This is a genomic window from Kineococcus gynurae (assembly GCF_042433995.1).
Classification (GTDB): domain Bacteria; phylum Actinomycetota; class Actinomycetes; order Actinomycetales; family Kineococcaceae; genus Kineococcus; species Kineococcus gynurae.
Window position 1 is genome coordinate 260,312 of the sequence record NZ_JBHLUI010000010.1, and the last position, 21,215, is coordinate 281,526.

22 protein-coding genes and 3 tRNA genes are annotated in these 21,215 nt (G+C 74.1%); 13 read left to right on the top strand and 12 right to left on the bottom strand.

Annotated features, from left to right (window positions below; all coding sequences use genetic code 11):
- Positions 1-22 precede the first annotated feature (22 nt).
- The 3 genes from ACFFKU_RS14910 to ACFFKU_RS14920 are packed head-to-tail and all read right to left on the bottom strand — an operon-like array spanning position 23 to position 3,118.
- Positions 23-1,036, bottom strand: coding sequence for a polysaccharide deacetylase family protein (locus tag ACFFKU_RS14910; RefSeq protein WP_380139106.1), 1,014 nt, complete (start codon positions 1,034-1,036; stop codon positions 23-25).
- Entirely contained in the window at positions 1,033-2,067 is a 1,035-nt protein-coding gene (gene ligD, locus ACFFKU_RS14915; RefSeq protein ID WP_380139108.1) for a non-homologous end-joining DNA ligase, read from the bottom strand. Before ligD ends, ACFFKU_RS14910 begins: the two co-directional genes overlap by 4 nt.
- Before the next feature lies 1 nt (position 2,068).
- Positions 2,069-3,118 carry an ATP-dependent DNA ligase gene (locus ACFFKU_RS14920; RefSeq protein ID WP_380139109.1) on the bottom strand — a complete coding sequence of 350 codons (1,050 nt, stop codon included), beginning with the start codon at positions 3,116-3,118 and terminating at the stop codon, positions 2,069-2,071.
- 109 nt (positions 3,119-3,227) lie between these two features.
- Between ACFFKU_RS14920 and ACFFKU_RS14925 the strand changes: the two genes are divergently transcribed.
- The gene (locus tag ACFFKU_RS14925) at positions 3,228-3,881 is read left to right on the top strand and encodes a DUF998 domain-containing protein (protein WP_380139111.1); all 654 of its coding nucleotides are present in this window, start codon (positions 3,228-3,230) and stop codon (positions 3,879-3,881) included.
- A 109-nt stretch (positions 3,882-3,990) separates the two neighbouring features.
- Entirely contained in the window at positions 3,991-4,632 is a 642-nt protein-coding gene (locus tag ACFFKU_RS14930; RefSeq protein ID WP_380139112.1) for a CG0192-related protein, read from the top strand.
- A 120-nt stretch (positions 4,633-4,752) separates the two neighbouring features.
- On the opposite strand, the gene ACFFKU_RS14935 is transcribed toward ACFFKU_RS14930, so the two are convergent.
- From ACFFKU_RS14935 to rarD, 3 genes are read right to left on the bottom strand one after another with little or no spacing between them, the layout of a single operon-like run.
- Positions 4,753-5,577 carry a hypothetical protein gene (locus ACFFKU_RS14935; RefSeq protein ID WP_380139114.1) on the bottom strand — a complete coding sequence of 275 codons (825 nt, stop codon included), beginning with the start codon at positions 5,575-5,577 and terminating at the stop codon, positions 4,753-4,755.
- Positions 5,574-7,292: an MprF family protein gene (locus ACFFKU_RS14940; protein WP_380139115.1), complete on the bottom strand. Its 1,719-nt coding sequence runs from the start codon at positions 7,290-7,292 to the stop codon at positions 5,574-5,576. The genes ACFFKU_RS14935 and ACFFKU_RS14940 overlap by 4 nt, the downstream gene beginning before the upstream one ends.
- A 54-nt stretch (positions 7,293-7,346) precedes the next feature.
- Entirely contained in the window at positions 7,347-8,297 is a 951-nt protein-coding gene (gene rarD, locus ACFFKU_RS14945; RefSeq protein WP_380139117.1) for an EamA family transporter RarD, read from the bottom strand.
- A 261-nt stretch (positions 8,298-8,558) separates the two neighbouring features.
- On the opposite strand from rarD, the gene ACFFKU_RS14950 reads away from it, so the two are divergent.
- From ACFFKU_RS14950 to htpX, 4 genes are all read left to right on the top strand, one after another.
- Positions 8,559-9,959: an FAD-dependent oxidoreductase gene (locus tag ACFFKU_RS14950; RefSeq protein ID WP_380139119.1), complete on the top strand. Its 1,401-nt coding sequence runs from the start codon at positions 8,559-8,561 to the stop codon at positions 9,957-9,959.
- A 2-nt stretch (positions 9,960-9,961) separates the two neighbouring features.
- Positions 9,962-10,777 (top strand): electron transfer flavoprotein subunit beta/FixA family protein, encoded by an 816-nt coding sequence (locus ACFFKU_RS14955; RefSeq protein WP_380139121.1) that lies wholly within the window; start codon positions 9,962-9,964, stop codon positions 10,775-10,777.
- Complete coding sequence (locus ACFFKU_RS14960; RefSeq protein WP_380139123.1) at positions 10,774-11,775, top strand: electron transfer flavoprotein subunit alpha/FixB family protein; 1,002 nt, start codon at positions 10,774-10,776, stop codon at positions 11,773-11,775. The genes ACFFKU_RS14955 and ACFFKU_RS14960 overlap by 4 nt, the downstream gene beginning before the upstream one ends.
- A gap of 105 nt (positions 11,776-11,880) precedes the next feature.
- Positions 11,881-12,762, top strand: coding sequence for a zinc metalloprotease HtpX (gene htpX / locus ACFFKU_RS14965; RefSeq protein ID WP_380139124.1), 882 nt, complete (start codon positions 11,881-11,883; stop codon positions 12,760-12,762).
- A gap of 41 nt (positions 12,763-12,803) precedes the next feature.
- Here the strand turns inward: htpX and ACFFKU_RS14970 are convergent, their stop codons facing one another.
- Positions 12,804-13,760 (bottom strand): alpha/beta hydrolase family protein, encoded by a 957-nt coding sequence (locus ACFFKU_RS14970; protein WP_380139125.1) that lies wholly within the window; start codon positions 13,758-13,760, stop codon positions 12,804-12,806.
- On the bottom strand, positions 13,760-14,251 hold the full coding sequence (locus tag ACFFKU_RS14975; RefSeq protein WP_380139127.1) for a YajQ family cyclic di-GMP-binding protein: 492 nt from the start codon (positions 14,249-14,251) through the stop codon (positions 13,760-13,762). Before ACFFKU_RS14975 ends, ACFFKU_RS14970 begins: the two co-directional genes overlap by 1 nt.
- A gap of 116 nt (positions 14,252-14,367) precedes the next feature.
- Here ACFFKU_RS14975 and ACFFKU_RS14980 point away from each other — a divergent pair.
- The 7 genes from ACFFKU_RS14980 to ACFFKU_RS15010 all read left to right on the top strand — a co-directional run bounded on the left by ACFFKU_RS14980 (position 14,368) and on the right by ACFFKU_RS15010 (position 17,037).
- A tRNA-Tyr gene (locus ACFFKU_RS14980) sits at positions 14,368-14,449 on the top strand.
- A 111-nt stretch (positions 14,450-14,560) separates the two neighbouring features.
- Positions 14,561-14,632 (top strand) — tRNA-Thr (locus ACFFKU_RS14985).
- 41 nt (positions 14,633-14,673) lie between these two features.
- Positions 14,674-14,746 (top strand) — tRNA-Met (locus ACFFKU_RS14990).
- 141 nt (positions 14,747-14,887) lie between these two features.
- On the top strand, positions 14,888-15,055 hold the full coding sequence (rpmG, locus tag ACFFKU_RS14995; protein WP_012085006.1) for a 50S ribosomal protein L33: 168 nt from the start codon (positions 14,888-14,890) through the stop codon (positions 15,053-15,055).
- Between the two features lie 13 nt (positions 15,056-15,068).
- Positions 15,069-15,521 (top strand): FAS1-like dehydratase domain-containing protein, encoded by a 453-nt coding sequence (locus tag ACFFKU_RS15000; RefSeq protein ID WP_380139129.1) that lies wholly within the window; start codon positions 15,069-15,071, stop codon positions 15,519-15,521.
- A complete protein-coding gene (locus ACFFKU_RS15005; protein WP_380139131.1) occupies positions 15,518-15,961 on the top strand; it encodes a MaoC/PaaZ C-terminal domain-containing protein in 444 nt (147 codons plus the stop codon). The genes ACFFKU_RS15000 and ACFFKU_RS15005 overlap by 4 nt, the downstream gene beginning before the upstream one ends.
- On the top strand, positions 15,958-17,037 hold the full coding sequence (locus tag ACFFKU_RS15010; RefSeq protein ID WP_380139133.1) for a UDP-N-acetylmuramate dehydrogenase: 1,080 nt from the start codon (positions 15,958-15,960) through the stop codon (positions 17,035-17,037). The genes ACFFKU_RS15005 and ACFFKU_RS15010 overlap by 4 nt, the downstream gene beginning before the upstream one ends.
- Positions 17,038-17,059: 22 nt before the next feature.
- Here ACFFKU_RS15010 and ACFFKU_RS15015 read toward each other — a convergent pair whose 3' ends face one another.
- From ACFFKU_RS15015 to ACFFKU_RS15030, 4 genes are all read right to left on the bottom strand, one after another.
- Positions 17,060-17,437: a GntR family transcriptional regulator gene (locus ACFFKU_RS15015; RefSeq protein ID WP_380139134.1), complete on the bottom strand. Its 378-nt coding sequence runs from the start codon at positions 17,435-17,437 to the stop codon at positions 17,060-17,062.
- Positions 17,434-18,336: a hypothetical protein gene (locus ACFFKU_RS15020; RefSeq protein WP_380139135.1), complete on the bottom strand. Its 903-nt coding sequence runs from the start codon at positions 18,334-18,336 to the stop codon at positions 17,434-17,436. Before ACFFKU_RS15020 ends, ACFFKU_RS15015 begins: the two co-directional genes overlap by 4 nt.
- A gap of 79 nt (positions 18,337-18,415) precedes the next feature.
- Positions 18,416-19,468 (bottom strand): adenosine deaminase, encoded by a 1,053-nt coding sequence (locus ACFFKU_RS15025; RefSeq protein ID WP_380139136.1) that lies wholly within the window; start codon positions 19,466-19,468, stop codon positions 18,416-18,418.
- 157 nt (positions 19,469-19,625) lie between these two features.
- Positions 19,626-21,182, bottom strand: a complete 1,557-nt coding sequence (locus ACFFKU_RS15030) for an ATP-dependent DNA ligase (protein ID WP_380139373.1) — start codon at positions 21,180-21,182, stop codon at positions 19,626-19,628.
- Positions 21,183-21,215: the final 33 nt, after the last annotated feature.

Sequence of the window (21,215 nt, forward strand, 5' to 3'; positions counted from 1 at the left end):
CGGGTGCTCGGACGGGCGCCTCCTAGGAGGGGAGGTCGACGTATTCGATCGCAGCGTTGCTGACGTGCAACCGGACCCCGGCCGCCAGCACCGCCTCGTCCCCGGGGGTGCCGACCGCCCGCGGCGACCCGCCCAACCACGCCCAGGCGGCCGGGACCCGCCCGATGGCCTCGGTCAACCGGGCCAGGGGTTCCACTACCTCGGCCTCGACCCGTTCCGGTTCGATGACCGCCGCCGCGGCGGCGTGGGTCGCGGTGTGTCCGCAGATCTCGTGCCGCTCGGCCAGGTCGGCCAGGTCGTCCCAGGTCATCGCCAACCGCCCGGCCGGGTTCTCCAGCACCCCGTACTGGTGCTGCCGGGCGAACGCCGGTTGCTCGGCGGGCGGGACGTCGAGGAAGGCCGTCGGGGGGTAGAACCACCCGATCAACCCCGTGTCGTCCAGGACGGGCCGGGCGACCGAGACGGCCGAGGCGAACCCGTCGTAGAACGCGCAGACGATACCGGGGCGGGTGCTCGACCAGCTTCCCTCGCGCCGGAACCGGTGGACCTCCTCGGCGCTCACCGGGTCGAACCGGTCGGCGTACCAGCGCAGTTCGGCCTCGATCTCCTGCCGTCGGCCGAGCGGGGTGTCGTGGTAGTTCACGACCCGCAGCACCCGGTTCGCGACGACCGCCTCGACCACCTCGCGGGCCTCCCCGTGCCGGTCGGTCGGCTGCGGGGTGCCTGGCGGGCGCCAGGCCGCGAGCTGGTCGGGCGGGACGATGGGGGTGGCGGCCGGGGTGGGGCGCAACCGCTGGTCGGCGAGGACGGCGAGTGCGTCCTGGATGGTGACCGACTCGTCGTGCGCTGCGAGGACCCGCCAGATCTCGCCCAGTTCGCGGGCCAGACCGGTGGCCGGGCGGCGACCGTCGGGCGGGGTGTCGCCGGGCCCGGGATCCAGGGCCAGGAACATCGCGACCCCGGCGCGGTCCTCGTCCTCGGCCGCCACCGCGGCAGCCGCGGCCAGGATCCGGGCGCGGTCCAGCCCGGGGCTCACGCCTCCTCCGCCCGGGCCCGGGAGGGTTGGACCCGTTTCGGTTCCCCGGGCATCTTCGGGTAGTTGGGCGGGTAGGGCATGTCCCCGAACCCGTTCGCCTCGTCGGTCGCGGCCAGGTCGAGCAGCGGCCGCAGGGACTGCGGGGACTCGCGGCGACCGGCCCAGAGGTCGCCCACCCGTTCCAACCGGTCGGCGAACGTCAGCAGGGTGAAGTCGTCGGGGTCCACCCCGGACTCCAACTCTTCCCAGGTCAACGGGGTGGAGACGGTCGCCTTCGCGGTGCGGCGCAAGGAGTAGGCGCTGGCGATCGTCCGGTCGCGGGCGTTCTGGTTGAAGTCGACGAACACCCGTTCCCCGCGCTCCTCCTTCCACCACTTCGCGGTGACCCGGTCCGGGGAACGCCGTTCCAGCTCGCGGGCCACGGCGATCGCCGCGCGGCGGACCGCGGTGAAGTCCCAGCTGGGTTCAAGGGTGAGGAACACGTGCAACCCCCGGCCGCCCGAGGTCTTCACCCAGCCGGTCAGTCCGAGCTCGTCGAGCAGGGGTTTCAGGGTGTCCAGCGCGACCCGGCGGGCGTCGGCGAAGTCGGTGCCGGGCTGCGGGTCGAGGTCGATCCGGAGTTCGTCGGGGTGGTCGACGTCGGGCGCGGTGGTGTGCCAGGGATGGAACGTGATCGTCGCTTGCTGCGCGGCCCACACCAGGGCCGCGGTCGTCGTCGGGCGCAGCACGTCGGCGGTCCGCCCGGAGGGGAACGTGACGTTCACGGTCTCGACGAACTCCGGGGCGAACCGCGGGACCCGCTTCTGGTAGACCTCCTCGCCGTCGATGCCGTCGGGGAACCGTTGCAGGTGGGTGGGGCGGTCGCGGAGGGTGTCCAGCAGGATCGGCGCGACGCGCCGGTAGTGCTCCACGACGGCCCGTTTCACCCCCTGCTCGCCCAGGTCGGGGTAGTACGGCTTGTCCGGGCTGGAGATCCGCACGGGGATGCCGTCGACGTCGATCTCCTCGCCCGCAGGCTTCTTCGCCGCCACCTCAGGCGTCCTTCGCGCCGGCGAGCACGTCGGCCAGGTCGTACTCGCGGGGGACGTCGAGCTGGTCGTAGGTGCACTCCTCGGGCATCTTGTCCGGCCGCCAGCGGAGGAAACGGGGGGAGTGCCGGAACCGCCCGCTCTCCAACTGGTCGTACTCGACCTCGCAGACGAGTTCCTGCCGCACCGGGACCCAGGTGACGTCGTCCTTGCTGTTCCACCGGTTCTGCTCGCCCGGGGAGCGGACGTCGGCCCCCAGCCGCAGTTCGGACAACTGGTCCAGCAGCTCCCCGCGTCGGGCCTGGGTGAAGGCCGAGGCGCCGCCGACGTTGCGGACCTCCCCGTCGACGTAGAGCCCCAGCAGCATGGACCCGATGCCCCGGACCGACTTGTGCTCGCGGTAGCCGATGACGACGCACTCGGCCGTGCGCCGGTGCTTGACCTTGGTCATGAGGCGTTCCTTGGGCCGGTAGACCGAGTCGAGGGGTTTCGCCACCACCCCGTCGAGCCCGGCCCCCTCGAAGATGGTGAACCACTCCGTCGCCCGTTCGGCGTCGAGGGTCGCGGTCGTGACGTGGAACGTCGGCCCGCACCCGGCCAGCGCCTCGACCAACCGCTCGCGCCGCTGCCCCAGCGGGGTCGTCATCAGGCTCTCGTCACCGAGGGCGAGCAGGTCGAAGGCCACGAACCGGGCCGGGGTCTCGCGGGAGAGCTTCTCGATCCGGCTGGCCGCGGGGTGGATCCGTTGCGACAGCGCGTCCCACTCCAACCGGGTCCCGTCGGCGCGGGGCACGAACAACTCCCCGTCGAGGACGCAGCGTTCCGGCAGCTCGGTCAGGGCCGCGGCGACGACCTCGGGGAAGTACCGGGTCAGCGGTTTGGTGTTGCGCGAGCCCAGCTCCACCTCGTCGCCGTCGCGGAACACCACGCAGCGGAACCCGTCCCACTTCGGCTCGTAGAGCCAGGTCTGCGGGCCGTCCGCGGGCTGCGCGGGGACGCTCTTGGCCGGCTTGGCCAGCATCGGGTCGAGCGGCGGCATCACCGGCAGGTCCATGACGTCACTCTGCCGCACCCGTTGCTCCGGGGGCACCCGGAGCGGACCCGGGCCACCATGGTCCGACGCCGCCCAGGCGACTCCCAGCCCGACGACCGATCCTGACGAGGTGACCTTGACCCTCCCCACGGTGCGCCGGGGTGGTGCGCTGCTGCTGACGACGGGGGCCGTCGCGGCCGTGGTCAACGCGAACTTCCTGCTCGACCGGGTGGTCGGTTCCCCGGTGGACCTCGGCACCGGGGTCATCAGCGAGCTCTCGGTCCACGGACTGCCGGGGTGGTGGCTGTTCCGCCTGGGCGACGGTTCCACCGGGGTGCTCGGCGCCCTGCTGGGGTTCGCGGCCTGGCGCAGCGGACGGCGGGTCACCGGGGTGGCCTCGGTGGTCTTCGGGGTCGGGACGTTGCTCTCGGCCCTGATCCCGCTGTCCTGCGCCCCCTCGCTGGGCGGATGCGTCGGCGACGACCCCACGGGGTTCGTGCACGACCTGGTCAGCACCGTCGGGACGGCCGGGGCGATCGTCGCGGCCGCGATGCTGGTCCACGAGCTCAGGGGCCGCTCGCGCGTGCTGCGCGGCACCGCCCTGCTGGTCGCCCTCGGCACGGCCCTGCCGGGTCTCGGCCAGACCATCGACGCCGCGAGCGGCGGTTCCGGCGGAGGGATCGTGCAGCAGGTCCAGGTGCTCGCCGTCTCCGGCTGGCTGCTGCTGGAGGGGGTGGCGGCCGTGCTGCCGCGGACCGGTCGCCGCCGTCGGCCCCGGAGCTGACCCACCCGCCCCTCCCCGCGACGGCACAGGGGGACCCTGCTCCCGTTCATCGAGCGCAAGGTCCCCCTGTGCCGAACCCGGCATCGAGGGCACCTGCCAGGATCCCGCCATGGCGGTCCATCACCCGGCGACGATCGTGCCCACCAAGCTGGAGCTGCTCCGGGCCTGGGTGCCGCGGCAACCCTGGGCGGGCGGGGTCACCCCGGACGTGCTGACCCAGCTCGGCGCCTACCGGTTCGACGACCCCGACGGCGAGGTCGGCATCGAGACCCACCTGCTGGGCACCGCCTCGGGGCAGGTCCTGCAGGTGCCGCTGACCTACCGGGGGGCGCCGCGGGAGGGTGCCGACGCCACGCTCGTCACGACCATGACGCACACCACCCTGGGCGACCGGTGGATCTACGACGCCTGCCACGACCCCGTCTACCCGGCCGTGCTGGCGGAGGTGGTCCGGACCGCGGGCCGCGAGGCCGAGCTGTTCACGGCCACCCCGGACGGGCTGGTCCCGAACCCGCTCACCACCCACGTGCGGGGGAGCGGTGGTGGCCCCGGGGCGCTCGGCGCGCCCGTCGAGGTCCGGCAACGGGGTGCGGACACCCGCATCCGGGCGGGGTCGACGACCCTGGTCCTGCACCGGCGTCCGGACCGCGGCGCATCGGAGCCCGGGCCGTCGCCGACCGGGCCGTCGTTGACCGGGACCTGGCCGGGCCAGGACGACCCGGTTCTGCTGGTGAGCGTCGAGGAGCGGTGACCGGGGTCCGGTCCATCGCCCTCGGGGTTCCAAGGGGACTGGAGCCTGGAGCCGACGGGGGACGGGCGGACCCGGTGGGTCCACGTCGCCGACCGGTCCGGGTCGAGGACTGATCCGGGCTCAGGCCGTGGTCTCGGCCGTCCCCGGCGCCCCGGCCAGCACGGCCGAGGCGCCCACCACCGCGGCCACCGCGAGCACCGTCACGGGGGCCCACCCGTCGCGCACCGAGTCGCCGAGCAGGGCGATCCCGACGACGGCGGGGACCACGACCTCGACCCCCCACAGGACCGCGGTCGCCGGTCCGACGGACCCGCGCTCCAGGGCCGCGGCGTACCCGAGGGTCCCGGCGACGGCCCCCACGGCCACGGCCCAGGCGGCGGGCTCCAGGACGATCCGCCAGGCGTCGCCCGGCAGGTCGGCGGGGACGGCGACGGCCCGGGCGGCCAGCGCCGCGACCGAGAAGGCGATCCCGGCGACGACGGCGTGCACCCAGGACGGAGCCCGGGTCCGGGCGGCCACCAGCGCGGCGAGCGCCGCCGTGACCCCGGCCACCAGCAGTCCCACCGAGACCGCGGTCGGGGCGGCGACGGCCGGTTGCTCGTGCCCGGCCCCGGCAACGAGCCCGAGCGCGACCACCATCACGGCCACGGCGATCGCGTCGAGGCGCCGCAACCGGTGGTGCAGCAGGACCCGGGCCAGCAGCACGGTCACCGCCAGCGACCCGGCGAGCAGCGACTGCACGGCGAACACGGGCAGCCGGCGCAGGGCGACGAGGGACAGCAACCAGGCCAGACCGTCCGCGCCCAGCCCGCCGAGGTAGAGCGGGGAGCGGGCCAGCGCGCCCATCCCGGGCGAGCCCGCCCGCCGCACGCCCTCCGACTGCAGCACGGAACCGACGGCGTACCCGACGGCGGCCAGGACGGCCGCCAGCAGCCCCAGGCTCACGACGCCGCGTTCGAACGGCCGAGGAACCGCCCGACGACGGGCAGCTCGGCGACCCCCTCGGCGTCGGCGATGGTGAGGCCCTGCGCGGCGGCGAACTCCAGGGTGTCGAGGATGACGTAGCGCGCCCGCCACTCCGGGTCGTACTTGGCGTTGAACTTCCACAGCGACTCGATCTGCGCCGAGTTCGACAGCGACTTCAGGATCCGCCGGCCGATGTCGGCGACCGTCCCCTCCCGCTCCCCGGCCACGACCTGGCGCATGACCGCGAAGTTCAGCCCCAGTCCGCGCATCCCCTGCGCGGCGAGGTGCTGGGCGGTGGCGACGATGAGGAAGTCGGTGAGCCCGTTGGGCACGTCGTCGGCGGTCGAGCGGCGCATCACGTCGAGGGAGAAACCGTCGACGTCGGCCGCGGGGATCCACTGGATGAACCCGGCCGGGCGGCCGTCGGCGAAACGGGCGACGGTCAGCAGCAGTCCGGTGTCGGCGGGGTCGAAGATGCGCGACAGGGTCATCGAGAACCCCCGCTCGGCGTCCCCGTGGCGGGACTCCCCGGAGATCGCCAGCAGCTCGGCCTGCTCGGCGGGGGTCAGCGTCGCCGGGTCCCGGAACTCGGCCACGACACCGGCCTTGGTGATCCGGTTCACCGCCCCGCGCAACGACTTCATCGACTTGCCGGTGAGGGAGAAGGTCGTGCAGTCCAGGACGGCCTCGTCGCCCAGGTACACCGGCCGCAGCCCGGCGGCCTCGTAGAACGGCAGCCAGTCCGCCCGGGCCCCGACGACCGCGAGCGACCAACCGTGCCGTTCGACGTGGTCGCAGAACTCGGTGAGCAGGTCCCCCCGCGCGGCGGGGCTGCAGATCGGGTCGGGGGACACGAGGCACACGCCGTTGCGGACGCTGAAGGCCACCACGCCACCGTGGGCGAAGAACCAGTCCTTGTCGTCGCGCAGCGCGAAGTAGTCCAGGGTGTCGCCGCCGAACTCGGCCACGACCGCGCGGGCCCGTTCGCGTTCGGCCACGTGCTCCTCGGGGCTCGACCGGCGCGACGTCCGGGGGCCGAAGAGCGCCCAGAACCCCAGCGCGACCAGGCAGACGCCGAACGCCAGCAGGGCCGGTTGCAGCAGCGGGTTCACGAGGCCGTCGGGGTGCCCGTGCAGCTTGGGGAAGGGCCGGACGTCGTAACCGACGAGGCGTTCGACGACGGCGACGACCGTCTCGCCCGGGTGCCGTTCGGCCCCGACCGCGACGACGAGCACGACGCTCACCGCGGTCGTGACGACCGCCCCGACGGCCACCACGATCCCCGCCCGCCGGACCTGCGCGAGCGCGGGCCGGACCGGGAACGCGGCCGACTGCGTCGCCATCCAGCCCGCCAGCGCGAGGGCCAGGACGGCCTCCTCGACGTCGATGCCCTTGAGCAGGTGCAGCACCGAGGTGACGACCAGCAGGGCCAGGGCGGTCACCCAGGCCAGTCGTTGTCCGGTGCGCAGCCCCCGGGCCAGCAGCAGCAGGGCGACCGACACGAACACCAGCAGCGTGCGCGCCGTGATGGGGACGCCGAGCGGCAGGACGTGCAGGATCGGCTCGAAGCGCTCGCGCAGCGGGGGGTAGAGCACCGACAGCAGCGAGACGACCGACAGGGCCACGGTGGCGACGGACAGCGCGCGGCGCGTGCGGTCGCGCCGCGCCCGTCCGGAGAGCAGCGGTGGGAGCACGATCAGACTCTGCCACCCGAGTCTGGGGACGCGCCGATCACCCGGGTCGAGGTCTCAGGCGGGCAGCGGCCGCCGCCCGGCTCGCAGCGCGTCCGCGCTGAGCAGGAGCAGCGCCCCCCAGATCAACCCGAACCCGATCCACTGCGCGGGCAGCATCCGCTCGCCGAGCCAGAGCCCGCAGAGCAGCTGCAGCACGGGGGTGAGGTACTGCACCAGTCCCAGCGTCGACAGCGCGACCCGGCCGGCGGCGAGCGCGAACAGGAGGAGGGGCAGCACCGTCAACGGTCCCGCCGCGACCAGCAGCAGCGCGTGCCCGGCCCCCGCGGTGGCGAAGGTCGCCGTACCGCCCGCGTGCAGCACCACCAGTCCGACCAGGGCGACGGGGAACAGCACGGTGGTCTCGGCGGCCAGGCCGGTCAGGGCGTCGACCCCGCCCCCGGCCCGTCCGGCCAGCTTGTTCTTGAGCAGGCCGTAGAACCCGAAGCTGAACGCCAGCGTCAGCGCGATCCAGGGCACCCGGCCGACCTCGACGGTCAGGACGGTCACGGCCACCGCGCCGACGCCGATCGCCACCCACTGCAGCGTCCGCAACCGCTCCCCGAGGACGACGACCGCGATGAGCACCGTGACCAGCGGGTTGACGAAGTAGCCGAGCGAGGCGTCCAGGACGTGCCCGGTCCCCACGGCGTGCACGTAGACGCCCCAGTTGACCGCGATGAGGATCGCGGCGGCGACGAGCAGGGCGCAGCTGCCGGGATCGGCGAGCAACCGGCGCACCCGGCCCCAGCGGCGCAGCGCCGTCACCGCGACGACGCAGACGAGGAAGGCCCAGACGATCCGGTGGGTGAGCACCTCGATCGCCCCGGCCGGGGCGAGGGCGTCGAAGAAGAGCGGGAACAGCCCCCACACCCCGAAGGCGGCGATGCCGAGGAGGGCGCCGGAACGGGCCGAGGGGGCGGGCGTCGGTGCGGGGGTCGGTGCGGGGGTGGAAGCAGGGGTCACCACGAACTCACACCCCCATCCTCACCCACCCACGGCGGACTCCCACCCGGGTGCGGGCGGGTGCCGTCGGGGAGATGTCGAGGGGGAGATGTCGACGCAGAGTGACCCCGGGCGTGACCATCGGGCGGTCGCGCGTGACCCGTTTCACGACAAGGATCAGCGGCGGCAGTCCGGCGTTAGGCTTGCCACACCCGATGTGCGTCCCCGCCCGGTCCGACCGGCCCGACGCGCCGAAGTCCCCCTGACGGAAGGCAGTCCTCGCTCGTGAGCACCGATCGTCCTCTGCGCGTCGCCATCGTCGGAGCTGGTCCGGCCGGCATCTACGCGGCGGACATCCTCTCCAAGGCCGGGCCCGAGGTCTCCATCGACCTCTACGAACGCCTGCCCGCCCCCTTCGGCCTGGTGCGCTACGGCGTGGCCCCGGACCACCCGCGGATCAAGCAGATCATCGTGGCCCTGGAGAAGGTGCTCGGCCGGGGCGACATCCGACTGCTCAGCAACGTGGACTTCGGCACCGATGTCACGCTCGAGGAGCTGCGCCGCTTCTACGACGCCGTCATCTTCTCGACCGGGTCCATCGAGGACGCCCCGCTGCGGCTGCCCGGTGTCGACCTGCCCGAGTGCTACGGCGCGGCCGACTTCGTGTCCTGGTACGACGCCCACCCCGACTACCCGCGGGAGTGGCCGCTGGAGGCCCAGCACGTCGCCGTCCTCGGCGCCGGCAACGTGGCCCTCGACGTGGCCCGGATGCTGGCCAAGCACGCCGACGACCTGCTCTCCACCGAGATCCCCGAGAACGTCCATGCCGGGCTGAAGGCCTCGAAGGTCACCGACGTGCACGTTTTCGCCCGTCGCGGCCCCGCGCAGGTCAAGTTCTCGCCGCTGGAGCTGCGCGAGCTGGGGCACGTGCCCGACGTCGACATCGTCGTGGACCCCGAGGACTTCGACTTCGACGAGGGGTCCGAGGCCGCCATCGCGGGCTCCAACCAGACCAAGCAGGTCGTCAAGACCCTCACCGACTGGGCCATGCGCGAGGAGGGCGGGACGGCCTCGCGCCGCATCCACCTGCACTTCCTGCACGCCCCGGTCGAGGTGCTCGGCACCGACGGTCACGTGAGCGGACTGCGCACCGAGCGCACCCGGCTCGTCGGCGACGGCACCGTCGAGGGCACGGGCGAGACGCACGACTGGGACGTCCAGGCCGTGTACCGCGCGGTCGGCTACTTCGGCTCGCCGCTGCCCGGGGTCCCCTTCGACGAGCTGAAGGGCGTCATCAGCAACCAGGAGGGTCGGGTCGTCGGCCCCGAGGGCGAGCCCCTCGACGGCGTCTACTGCACCGGCTGGATCAAGCGCGGGCCGGTCGGGCTCATCGGGCACACCAAGTCCGACGCGTCGGAGACCGTCCGCCACCTCGTGGCCGACCTCACCGGTGACGGGACCGTCCGCCGCACCGCCACCGACGGCGACCCCGACGCGATCGTGGACTTCCTCACCGGCAAGGGCGTCGACGTCCTGACCTGGAACGACTGGGAGACCCTCGACGCCTACGAGCGCAAGCTGGGTGAGGAGCAGGGCCGCCAGCGCGTCAAGGTCGTCTCCCGCGAGGACATGATCCGGTTCTCCCGTCAGGTGCTGGCCGAGGCCGCCGCCGGCTCGGGGGAGTGAGCGTGCGCGTCGTCGTCTGCGTCAAGCACGTCCCGGACATCCAGTCGGCCCGCGCCTTCGGCGCCGACGGCCTGCTGGTCCGGGGCGGCGACGACGACACCCTCAACGAGCTCGACGAGGACGCCCTGGAGGCGGGCCTGCGCACGGTCGAGGCCCATCCGGTCGGCGAGGGGGAACCGGCCCACGACGTCACCGTCCTCACCGTCGGGCCCGCCCCGGCCGTGGAGGCCCTGCGCCGCGGGATCGCCATGGGGGCCACCACGGCCGTCCACGTCACCGACCCGGCCCTCGCCGGGTCCGACGCGCTCGCCACCGCCCGCGTCCTCGCCGCTGCGGTCCGCCACCTGGACGCGGAACGTCCCGTCGACCTCGTCGTGCTGGGCATGGCCGGGCTCGACGGGCTCACCTCGCTGGTCCCGGCCGCCCTGGCCGCCGAGCTCGACTGGGTGCAGCTGACCCTCGCCGACCGCATCGAGGTCGACCCCGCGGCCCGGACGCTACGGGTGCGCCGCGAGACCTCGACCGTCGTCGAGGAGCTGCAGGCCGACCTGCCCGCGGTGGTCTCGGTGACCGACCAGGCGTTCCGGGCCCGCTTCCCCGCCTTCAAGGGGATCCTCGCGGCGCGCAAGGCGCCGGTCACCGTCCTCTCGGTCGCCGACCTCGGGCTCGACCCGGCCACGGTCGGGCTCGACGGCTCCACGACGCGGGTGGTGGACGCCGCCCCCCGCCCCGAGCGCAGCGGCAGCACGGTCGTCAACGGCGGCGCCGAGACCGCCGCGGCGCTCGCGGAGTTCCTGTCCCAGAAGGGTTTCGCGTGAGCACCATCCTGGTCCTGCTCGACCACCTGCCGACCGAGGCGGCCGGCGACGGGCCCCGCCTGCGCTCGACCAGCGCCGAGCTGCTGACCCTGGCCCGTCGGCTCCCCGGGGAGGTCGTGGCCGCCTGGATCGGTTCCGACGCCCAGGGCGGGGTCCTCGACGAGGTCACCGGGGTCCTGGCCGAGCAGGGCGTCGCCTCCCTGCTGCGCGTCGACGTCCCCGGCCTCGACCACGGGCTGACCGCCGTGCAGGTGGACGCGGTGGCCGCCGCGGTCGAGGAGACCGGGGCGAGCCTGGTCCTGGCCCGGTCCTCGTTCGAGACCAAGGAGCTGATGGCCCGCCTCGGCGTCCGTACCGGGGCCGGCATCGTCTCCGACGTCTACGACGTGACCGTGGACGACGCGGGGGTCGTGGTCGGGTCCAAGGCCGTCCTCGCCGGGTCCTGGTCCACCCACTGCGCGGTCCGGGCTCCGCTGGCCCTCGTCACGCTCCGCCCGCACTCGATCCTCCCCGAACCGGCGCCGGCCCCGGTCGAGGTGGCCGTGCACGACCTGCACGCCGAGGCGTCGAGGGCCGCGGCGGCGGTCACCGTGCTCTCTCGCAACGCCCGCCCGACCAGCGAACGGCCGGAACTGGCCGAGGCCGAGGTGGTCGTCGTCGGCGGTCGCGGCACCAACGGCGACTTCGGCCCGGTCGAGGAGCTCGCCGACGTGCTCGGCGGAGCCGTGGGTGCCACCCGTGTCGCGACCGACGAGGGCTGGATCGGCCACGAGGCCCAGGTCGGGCAGACCGGGGTGACCATCAGCCCGCGGCTCTACATCGGCGCCGGTGTCTCCGGCGCCGTGCACCACCGCGGGGGCATGGCCGCCTCGGTCACGGTCGTCGCGATCAACGAGGACCCGGACGCGCCCATCTTCGAGTTCTGCGACTACGGCATCGTCGGCGACCTCACTGAGGTGCTGCCGGCCCTGTCGGCGGAGATCCGCGCCCGCCGCTGATCCGCTGCTGCCCGGTGACGGTCCGGCCGGCCGGACCGTCGGAACGCGGGGCGACCCTTCGGCGTTCACCCTTCGCAGACGGGGGACGAGCGACGAGAGGGTCGGATGCACCGGCATTTCAACGGACTGAAGACGGCCGCGCTCTTCGGCGCCATCTGGGCGGTCCTGCTGGGCGTCGGGGCGCTGCTCAGCGCGCAGTCCGGCAGTGCGACGTTCCTGCTCCTGTTCGCCGGGATCGGCCTGGCCACCTCGGCCTACGGCTACTGGAACTCGGACAAGCTGGCGATCCGGGCCATGCGGGCCCGGCCGGTGTCCGAGGCCGAGCAACCGCACATGTACGCCATCGTGCGCGAGCTCTCCACCACGGCCCGCCAGCCGATGCCGCGCCTCTACGTCTCGCCGACCATGGCCCCCAACGCCTTCGCGACCGGCCGCAACCCGGAGAACGCCGCCGTCTGCTGCACCGAGGGGATCCTGCAGCTGCTCGACGACCGGGAGCTGCGCGGGGTCCTCGGGCACGAGCTCATGCACGTCTACAACCGCGACATCCTCACGTCCTCGGTGGCCGGGGCGCTGGCCGGCGTGATCACCTCGATCGCCCAGTTCGGCATGTTCTTCGGTGCCTTCGGCGGCGGCCGCAACGACGAGCGCGGCGGGAACCCGATCGCGCTGCTGCTGCTCTCGCTCATGGCGCCGCTGGCGGCCACGGTGATCCAGCTCGCCATCTCCCGCACCCGCGAGTACGACGCCGACGAGGACGGCGCGAAACTCACCGGCGACCCGCTGGCCCTGGCCTCGGCGCTGCGCAAGCTGGAGCTCGGGACCCGGCAGCTGCCCCTGCCCCCGGAACGCGAACTGGTGAACGCCAGCCACATGATGATCGCCAACCCGTTCCGGGGCGAGGGCGTGGCCAAGCTCTTCTCCACCCACCCGCCGATGGCCGAGCGCATCGCCCGGCTGGAGGCGCTGGCGGGCTACCGCCGCTGAGGCGGTCGCCGGACCGGTTGCGGCGCAGCCGGTCGGCCCGGTCAGTCGCCCAGCTGGGCGACGAGGAACTGCACCCCGATTTGGAACATGGGCGAGCCCGTGTTCAGGGGCTGCCCGTGGTCGGCGCCCTCCACCAACCGGAGTTCGACGTCGTCACCCGCGCCTCGTGCAGCCTCGGCGAACTGCACCGACTGCTGGTCGCTGACGACCCGGTCGGCCGTGCCGTGGCAGGCGAGCAGCGGCATCCCGAGCGGCACCAGCCGGGTCGGGTCGCCGACGGCGTAGCGGTCGTCGACCTGCGCGGTGGTCCCACCGAAGACCGCGATGACGTTGGAGTCTCCGGTGTCCAGGTCGCCGAGCTCGCTCGGGTGCAGCACGCCGGAGAACGAGGCCGCGCACCTCGGGCGCCAGCGGGGGTCGGCCCCCGGGGCGCCCGCGGGGAGGCGGTGCCGCGCCGCCGCCCACATCGCCAGGTGACCCCCGGCGGAGTGTCCGACGATCATCGAGTTGGTGGCGTTCACGCCCTGCTCGATCGCGGCGTCCACGGCGATGTCCACCGCGGTCGCGACGTCCTCGAACGTGCCGGGCCAGCCGGCGTCCCCGGCCCCCCGGTAGTCGACGTTGAGGACCGGCCAGCGGTTCGACACCAGGTCGGCGACCCAGGAGACGACGTCGTTGCGGGTGGTCGTGTCGTTGTACCCGCCGCCGTGGACGGCGACGACCAAGCCGTCGCGCGGATCCTCGGGCAACCAGAGGTCGCTGACCTGCCGCGGGTGCTCGCCGTAGCGGTAGGTCCGGCACTGCCCGGCGTCCAGACCCGTCGGGACCGCGGTCAGCGGGTCCATCTCGGTGGGGCGGTAGCGCGCGGTGGGCGCGGGCGTGCCCGCCCGGCCGGCGTCGCCGCCCGACGAGCAGGCCGCCAGGGCGAGCGGCGCCCCCGCCCCGAGGGCCAGCAGCGTGCGTCGCGGCACCCGCGGCCGGGGCAGGGGCGGCCGCATCAGCGGTAGTTCACGAACTGCAGGGCGACGTCGAGGTCGGAGCCCTTGAGCAGCGCGATCACCGACTGCAGGTCGTCGCGGTTCTTGGAGCTGACCCGCATCTCGTCTCCGGTGACCTGGGTCTTGACGCCCTTGGGCCCCTCGTCGCGGATGATCTTGCCGATCTTCTTGGCGACGTCCTGGGCCAGCCCCTCCTTGAGGGTGGCGGTGATCCGGTACTCCTTGCCGGAGGCGGCCGGCTCACCCGCGTCGAGCGCCTTGAGCGAGACCCCGCGCTTGATCAGCTTGGTCTGCAGCACGTCCAGGACCGCGGTGACACGCTCCTCGGAGTTGGCGACCATCAGGATGGACTCGCCGCTCCAGCGGATGTCGGCGTCGGTGCCCTTGAAGTCGTAACGCTGGGAGAGCTCCTTGCCGGCCTGGTTCAGGGCGTTGTCCACCTCCTGCCGGTCCACCTTGCTGACGACGTCGAACGAGGACTCGCTGGCCACGCTGGGATGCCTCTCCTGCCGGGAACGGGGTGCCGTCGAGGGGTGCGGGGCCGCGATGTGCGGGACACCCCCCAGACCTTGCTATCCTCTCACTGCGCACGGTTCGCCGGGCGCACGGCGGGTTGCCCGAGCGGCCAAAGGGAGCGGATTGTAAATCCGCCGGCATTGCCTTCGTTGGTTCGAATCCATCACCCGCCACGTCTGTGCCAGCACGTCGCACCACGCGACCCGGGGCCGTCCACGGTTCCGGGTCGCGGCGTGTAGGCTCGGACACCGTTCGCTCCGGATCATCCGGGACGGACGAGCCTGGCCCCGGTAGCTCAGTGGTAGAGCACTTCCTTGGTAAGGAAGAGGTCTCGAGTTCAATCCTCGATCGGGGCTCGCAGTACCCCCCTCCGCCGTCGGCGGTGAGGTGGTGACGGGGCGGAGTAGCTCAGTTGGTAGAGCAAGCGGCTCATAATCGCTGTGTCGTCGGTTCAAGTCCGGCCTCCGCTACTCCCGTGCAGCGGCCCCTGGTTCATCCGGTGGCCGCTGCTCGCATGTCCGTCCGCCCCCGGTACGTCCCGTATCCTGAGGCGGACCGCGGCGCGACGCGTCGCCCGCAGGAGTTCGACAGCTGAGGAAGAGGCACCCGCCGTGGCCAAGACCACCGACGTCCGCCCGAAGATCACGATGGCTTGCACCGAGTGCAAGGAGCGGAACTACATCACCAAGAAGAACCGTCGGAACGACCCCGACCGGCTCGACCTGGCCAAGTTCTGCCCGCGCTGCGGCAAGAAGACCACGCACCGCGAGACCCGCTGAGCCTCGCCCTCCGGTGAGCGTCGACGAGTCGTTCCAGGGTCGGGTCTACCCCGCGGGTGACCCGGTCGAGGTGTCCCGGGAGTCGGTGCGCGCGTTCGCGCGTGCCGTCCGGGCGCCCCACCCGGCGCACGTCGACGTCGAGGCGGCCCGGGCCGCCGGCCACGCCGACGTGGTCGCCCCGCCCACCTACGCGGTCACCCTCGCCCAGCAGGCCGACGCCCAGTTCGTCCAGGACCCGGCCGCGGGCATCGACTTCTCCCGCGTGGTCCACGGGGAGCAGTCCTTCGTCCACCACCGGGCCATCGTGGCCGGGGACCGCGTGAGCACCACGCTGCACGTCGACCGGGTCCGCCTGGTCCGGGGCAACGCCATGGTCACCACGCGCGCCGAGGTCGCCCTGGCCGACGGGACGCCGGTCACCACCGCCGTCTCCACGCTGGTCGTCCGCGCCGAGGAGTCCGCATGAGCGCCGAGGCCGGCCCGGCCCGGACCTTCGAGAGCCTGGCCGTCGGGGACGCCCTCCCCGTCGTCGAGCAGCGGCTGACCCGCGCCGACCTCAAGGCCTACGCCGACGCCTCCGGCGACCAGAACCCCATCCACCAGGACGAGGCCGTGGCCACGTCGGTGGGCCTGCCCGACGTGATCGCCCACGGGATGCTCACCATGGGCCTGGCCGGGTCCGCCGTCGAGGCATGGGCCGGTGCCGGTGCCGACGCCGTGCAGTCCTTCACCACCAAGTTCACCGCCCCCGTGGTCGTCCCGGCCGGGGTCGAGGCGGTCGTGAGCATCGGTGGTTCGGTCACCGCGCTCGACGCCGACGCCCGGACCGCGACGGTCGAGGTCTCGGTCACCCACGAGGGCGCCAAGGTGCTGGGCCGCGCCCGTGCCGTGGTCCGCTTCGCGTGACCTCGCTCGCCGAACTCACCACGCTGCGGGTCGGGGGCCCGGCCCGTACGCACGTCGTCGCCCGTACCGAGCGCGAGCTGGTCGAGGCGGTCTCCGCGGCCGACGCCGCGGGGGAGCCGCTGCTGCTGGTCGGCGGCGGGTCCAACCTCCTCGTCGCCGACGAGGGCTTCCCCGGCACGGTCGTGCAGATCGCCACCACCGGGGTGTCCTCCGGCACCCAGGACTTCTGCAGCGGGTCCTTCCTCACCGTGGCCGCAGGGGAGGACTGGGACGCCTTCGTCGCCCGCACCGTCGAGCTCGGGCTCTCGGGGATGGAAGCCCTCTCCGGCATCCCGGGCAGCGTCGGGGCCACCCCCGTGCAGAACGTGGGCGCCTACGGTCAGGACGTGTCGCAGACCGTGTCGGCCGTGCGCACCTGGGACCGGCAGACCGGGCGCGTCCGCACGCTGGCCGCGGGGGACCTGGCCTTCGGCTACCGCGACTCCCTGCTCAAGCGGTCGCGCATCGCGCCGCCGGCCGGGCCCGCGGACGCGCACCCGGAGAGCCGCTACGTCGTCCTCGACGTCTCCTTCCAGCTCACGGTCGGCCTCGGGAGGTCCCAGCCGGTGGTCTACCCGGAGCTGGCCCGGGCCCTGGGGATCGAGGTCGGTGAGCGGGCCCCGCTCGCCGACGTCCGCGCCGCGGTGCTGGCCCTGCGCGCCGGCAAGGGCATGGTCCTCGACCGGTCCGGCCCCGAGGACCACGACACCTGGAGCGCCGGGTCGTTCTTCACCAACCCGATCCTCACGGTCGAGCAGGCCGCGACCCTGCCCGCCGACGCCCCCCGCTTCCCGGCGGGCGAGGGACGGGTCAAGACGAGCGCCGCCTGGCTCATCGACCGCGCCGGCTTCGGCAAGGGGTTCGGGCTGGTCCCGGCCGCCACCCTCTCGACCAGGCACACCCTGGCCCTGACCAACCGCGGGGGCGCCACCGCCGCCGACCTCCTCGACCTGGCCCGCACCGTCGCGGCCGGGGTCGAGAGTCGGTTCGGCGTCCGGATCAGCAACGAGCCGGTCCTCGTCGGCTGCTCCCTCTGACCCCCACCCCGGTCCCGGCGCCTCAGCGCCGGACGGGGTGGGCGCGGGCGAGAGCGCCGCGCACCACGTCCATCGCCTGCTCCGGGGTGAGACCCGAGGACAGGGCCCGTTCGACGAACCCCTCGGCCGCCCACCGGACGTCCTCCTCGACCTCGACCCCGGCCGTGACGACCGTCCCGGTGCGGCGTCGGGAGGCGACGGTGCCGGCCGCCTCCAGCTCCCGGTAGGCCCGCTGCACCGTCCCGAGCGCGAGACCCAGGTCGGCCGCGAGGGTGCGCGCCGCGGGCAGCCGGTCCCCGGGGCGCAGCGCCCCGGTGGTGACCAGGGTCGTGACCTGTCGGCGGAGCTGTTCGTACACCGGGACGGCGGAGTCCGCGTCGACCGTGACCTGCAGGCTCATGCCCGCACCCGCGTGGTGGGAACCAGGAGCACGGCGAGCGCGGCGGCCAGGGTGACCAGTCCGGTGACGAGTCCGACCGCGCCCAGCGGCGCCCACAACGGCCCCGGACCGGGATCACCGCCGGCCGCGTTCAGCCCCCCGACCGCGGCCAGACCGCGCGCGGCCATCGCCCCGACCACCAGGAGCGCGCCCGTGGTGCCGAGGACCGCCGAGGTGGCCACCCGCAGGACCCGTACCCCGGCGGCTCGGCGCAAGACCGCGTCCGCGTCGGCGTCGAGCAGGGCCGGACGCTGCGGGACCCGGTGCAGGACGGCGCCCGTCAGCAGCACGAGCACGACGAGGGCGAGTGCGACCGGCCCCGCGTAGAACGTGCCCGGGAACGGACTGTGCGAACCGCCGCCCCCGAGCTCCGGGGTGCCCCAGGCGTAGGAGATCGTGCGGCCGTCGTCGTCGGCCAGGAGCATCCCGAGGCCGCAGACACCCGCGAGGAGCAGCGTCGCCACCGCCCCGGTCCGCAGGAGCCATCGCGGCGAGCTGTCCGCGATCGAGCGGGCGACCAGTCGGGCCGAGCGGACCCGGTCGCGGGGGCGCGGCCAGGTGAGTTCCCCGGTCAGGACCACGGCGGCGTGGGCGCCGGCCGCGACGAGCGGGGTGACGGCGAGCAGCTGTCCGGCGCCGAGTCCGCCCCCGCGAGCAGCGGCGACGGCGACCAGGGTCGCGGTCAGGGCGGCGGCCGACGCCGCCCCCAGCGAGATCAGCCACCCCCGTCGTCGCGCGCGGGCGACGGGCTGGGTCAGCCGGCCGTCGGGGACGTGCCGGACGACCAGCACCCCGCCCACCACGGCGGCGGCCAGGAGGAAGGGGAGAAGGTAGGGCAGCAGAGCCAGGGGCAGAGCCATGACGCCTCCAGATGAATGATTCGACTCATTGAGTCAATCAGCTCGTCCGGGCCACGTCCAGCCCCTCCACCCGCTCGGATCAGGCCGCCAACCAGTCGTCGATCTCGGCGTGCCAGGCGCGCTTCGCCTCGGCGCGGGCCCGGGAGGCGCTGATCGAGGACTTGGCCAGGGCCGCGAGCTCCTCGTCGCCGAGCCCCTGGTCCTCGCGCGCGCTGGCGTACTGGGCCAGCAGCCGGGGGCCGAAGAGCAGCGGGTCGTCGGCACCGAGGGCGATCGTCGCCCCGGCGGCCATCAACCGTCGCAGCGGGACGTGACCCAGGTCGGCGTAGACGCCGAGGGAGACGTTGCTCGCCGGGCACACCTCCAGGGCCACCCCGGCCTCCACGACCCCGGCGAGCACGCGCGGGTCCTCGCTGCTGCGGACGCCGTGCCCCAGCCGGTCGGGGTGCAGCAGGGCGAGGGTCTCGGCGACGTGGGCCGGGCCCAGCAGCTCCCCGGAGTGCGGGACGCAGGCCAGCCCGGCCTTGCGGGCGATCGCGAAGGCGGCCGCGAACTCCGCCGTGTCGCCCCGGCGCTCGTCGTTGGACAGGCCGAAGCCGATGACGTCGCCGGGCCCGTCCCCCGCGTAGCTCACCGCCAGGCGGGCCAGCGTCCGGGCGTCCAGCGGGTGCCGGATCCGACTGGCGGCCACGATCACCGCGACCTCGGTCCCGGTCAGCGCGGTCGCGTCGCGCGCGGCCTGCAAGACGATCTCCAGCGCGGGCGTGATGCCGCCGACGTGGACGGCGTAGGAGGTCGGGTCGACCTGCAGCTCCAGGCGCCGGGACCCCTCGGCCGCGTCGTCGGTGGCCGCCTCGATGACGATGCGGCGCATGTCCTCCGGGGTCCGGACGCAGGCCCGGGCGGCGTCGTAGAGCCGCTGGAAGCGGAACCACCCGCGCTCGTCGGGCGACAGGTGGAGCATCTGTTGCCCGGAGAGCGCCCCCGGGAGCCGGACACCGTGCTGCTCGGCGAGCTCCAGCAGCGTGCTGGTCCGCATCGACCCGGTGAAGTGCAGGTGGAGGTGGGCCTTGGGCAGGGCGGCCAGCGGTCGCGGGGCCGTTCCGTCGACGGAGTGCCGAGAGGTGCTCACGATCCGTGAGTCTGCCAGGGGCTCCGTGCGGTCACGGTGGCGACGCTCGTCGCCGGGGACGGCACGGGGGACCCTGTGCTCGATGAACGGCACCAGGGTCCCCCTGTGCTGTCGCACCGCCGTCGCACCGCCGTCGGCGCGGGCCGGCGATGGCGCCTCAGTCGCCGGGCGGGGTGTCCTCGGGGCCCTCGGGGGTGGCGCCGAGTCGGAGGACGTCACCGAGGGCGTCGGCCTCGTCCGCCGTCTTGTCGTCGCGGTAGCGCAGCACCCGGGCGAACCGGAGGGCGACACCACCGGGGTAGCGGGTGGAGCGCTGGAGTCCGTCGAGGGCGATCTCGACCACCTGTTCGGGACGGACGTGCACCACGTGCCCCTCCTGGTGCGTCCGCAGGGCGAGGAACCGCTCGGTCTGCCAGGCCAGCAGCTCGTCGGTCAGCCCCTTGAACGTCTTGCCCAGCATGACGAACGGGGCCGGCGCGCCGGGCCGGTCGTCGCGCGCCCCCAGGTGCAGGTTGGAGAGCTTCCCCCGGCGCCGTCCCGAGCCCCACTCCACGGCCAGGACCACCAGGTCCAGGGTGTGCACCGGTTTGACCTTGATCCAGGCCGCCCCGCGCCGCCCGGCGGCGTACCCCGCGGCCAGATCCTTGACCACGACCCCCTCGTGGCCGGCGCGCAGGACCCCGGCCGCGAACTCCTCGGCCGCGACCGGGTCGTCCGTGACCAGCCGGGGGGCCCGGTGGCGCTCGGGGACCAGTCGGTCGAGCACCTCCAGCCGCTCGCGGAGCGGTGCGTCGAGCAGGTCGGTGCCGTCGGCGTGCAGGCAGTCGAAGAAGAACGGGGTGATGGTCGCCCCGTGGCTCTGGGCGGTCCGCGAGGCGGTGTCCTGGAAGGCCCGCGGACGGCCCTGCTCGTCGAGGGCCAGCGCCTCGCCGTCGAGCACCAGGGTCTCGGCGGGCAGGGAGCGCACCACCGCGACCACCTCGGGCAGCCGCGCGGTCACGTCGTCCAGCGTGCGCGTGGTGACGACGACCTCGGAGCCGTTGCGGTGCACCTGGATGCGGATGCCGTCGAGCTTGGTGTCGACGGCGACGGGACCACCCAACCGCGTCACCGCCTCGGTCACGTCCCCCGCGCTGGAGGCGAGCATGGGCAGGACCGGACGGCCCACGGTGAGGACGAAGCGGGCCAGCGCCTCGGCCCCGCCGGTCAGGGCCGTGACCCCGGCGGTCACCGTCGAGCCGGCCAGCATGGCGGCGCGTCGGACGTCGGCGGGCGGCAGCCCGGCGACCTTGGCGGCCGCGTCCTGGACCAGGGTGTCCAGCGCCCCCTGCCGCAGCTCACCGGTGACCAGACCGCGCAACCACCGCTGCTCGGCCGCATCGGCGCGGCCGAAGAGGTCCGCGACCGCCGAGGCGCGCCGGGCCTGCGACCCCGGCCCCTGCTCGGCGGCCAGGGCCTCGAACGCGGCGTGCACCTCCAGCATGGTGAGGGTGGGCTCGTCGGCCGGCTCCGGCAGGTCGGCCACCCCGCGCCAGCCCAGTCCGGTCCGCCGTTGTCGCAGCGCGCCGCCGAGGTAGGAGACGACCGTGGTCAGCTCGTCCTCGCCGCCGTCGCGGGCCCGACCGAGCAGGTCGGCCAGCGCGGCGACCTTGGCCAGGCGGGATCGCGTGGCGGCCACGACCGCCGAGGTCGCGACGACCTCGGCCAGCCGCAGCGGTGCGGGCCCCGCGGGCCCGGCCGGGTCCTG

Coding starts and splice junctions, on each gene's coding strand:
- ACFFKU_RS14920 (WP_380139109.1), bottom strand. CDS start 3,118: ATGGACCTGCCGGTGATGCCGCCGCTCGACCCGATGCTGGCCAAGCCG.
- ACFFKU_RS14930 (WP_380139112.1), top strand. CDS start 3,991: ATGGCGGTCCATCACCCGGCGACGATCGTGCCCACCAAGCTGGAGCTG.
- htpX (WP_380139124.1), top strand. CDS start 11,881: ATGCACCGGCATTTCAACGGACTGAAGACGGCCGCGCTCTTCGGCGCC.
- ACFFKU_RS14970 (WP_380139125.1), bottom strand. CDS start 13,760: ATGCGGCCGCCCCTGCCCCGGCCGCGGGTGCCGCGACGCACGCTGCTG.
- ACFFKU_RS15005 (WP_380139131.1), top strand. CDS start 15,518: ATGAGCGCCGAGGCCGGCCCGGCCCGGACCTTCGAGAGCCTGGCCGTC.
- ACFFKU_RS15015 (WP_380139134.1), bottom strand. CDS start 17,437: ATGAGCCTGCAGGTCACGGTCGACGCGGACTCCGCCGTCCCGGTGTAC.
- ACFFKU_RS15020 (WP_380139135.1), bottom strand. CDS start 18,336: ATGGCTCTGCCCCTGGCTCTGCTGCCCTACCTTCTCCCCTTCCTCCTG.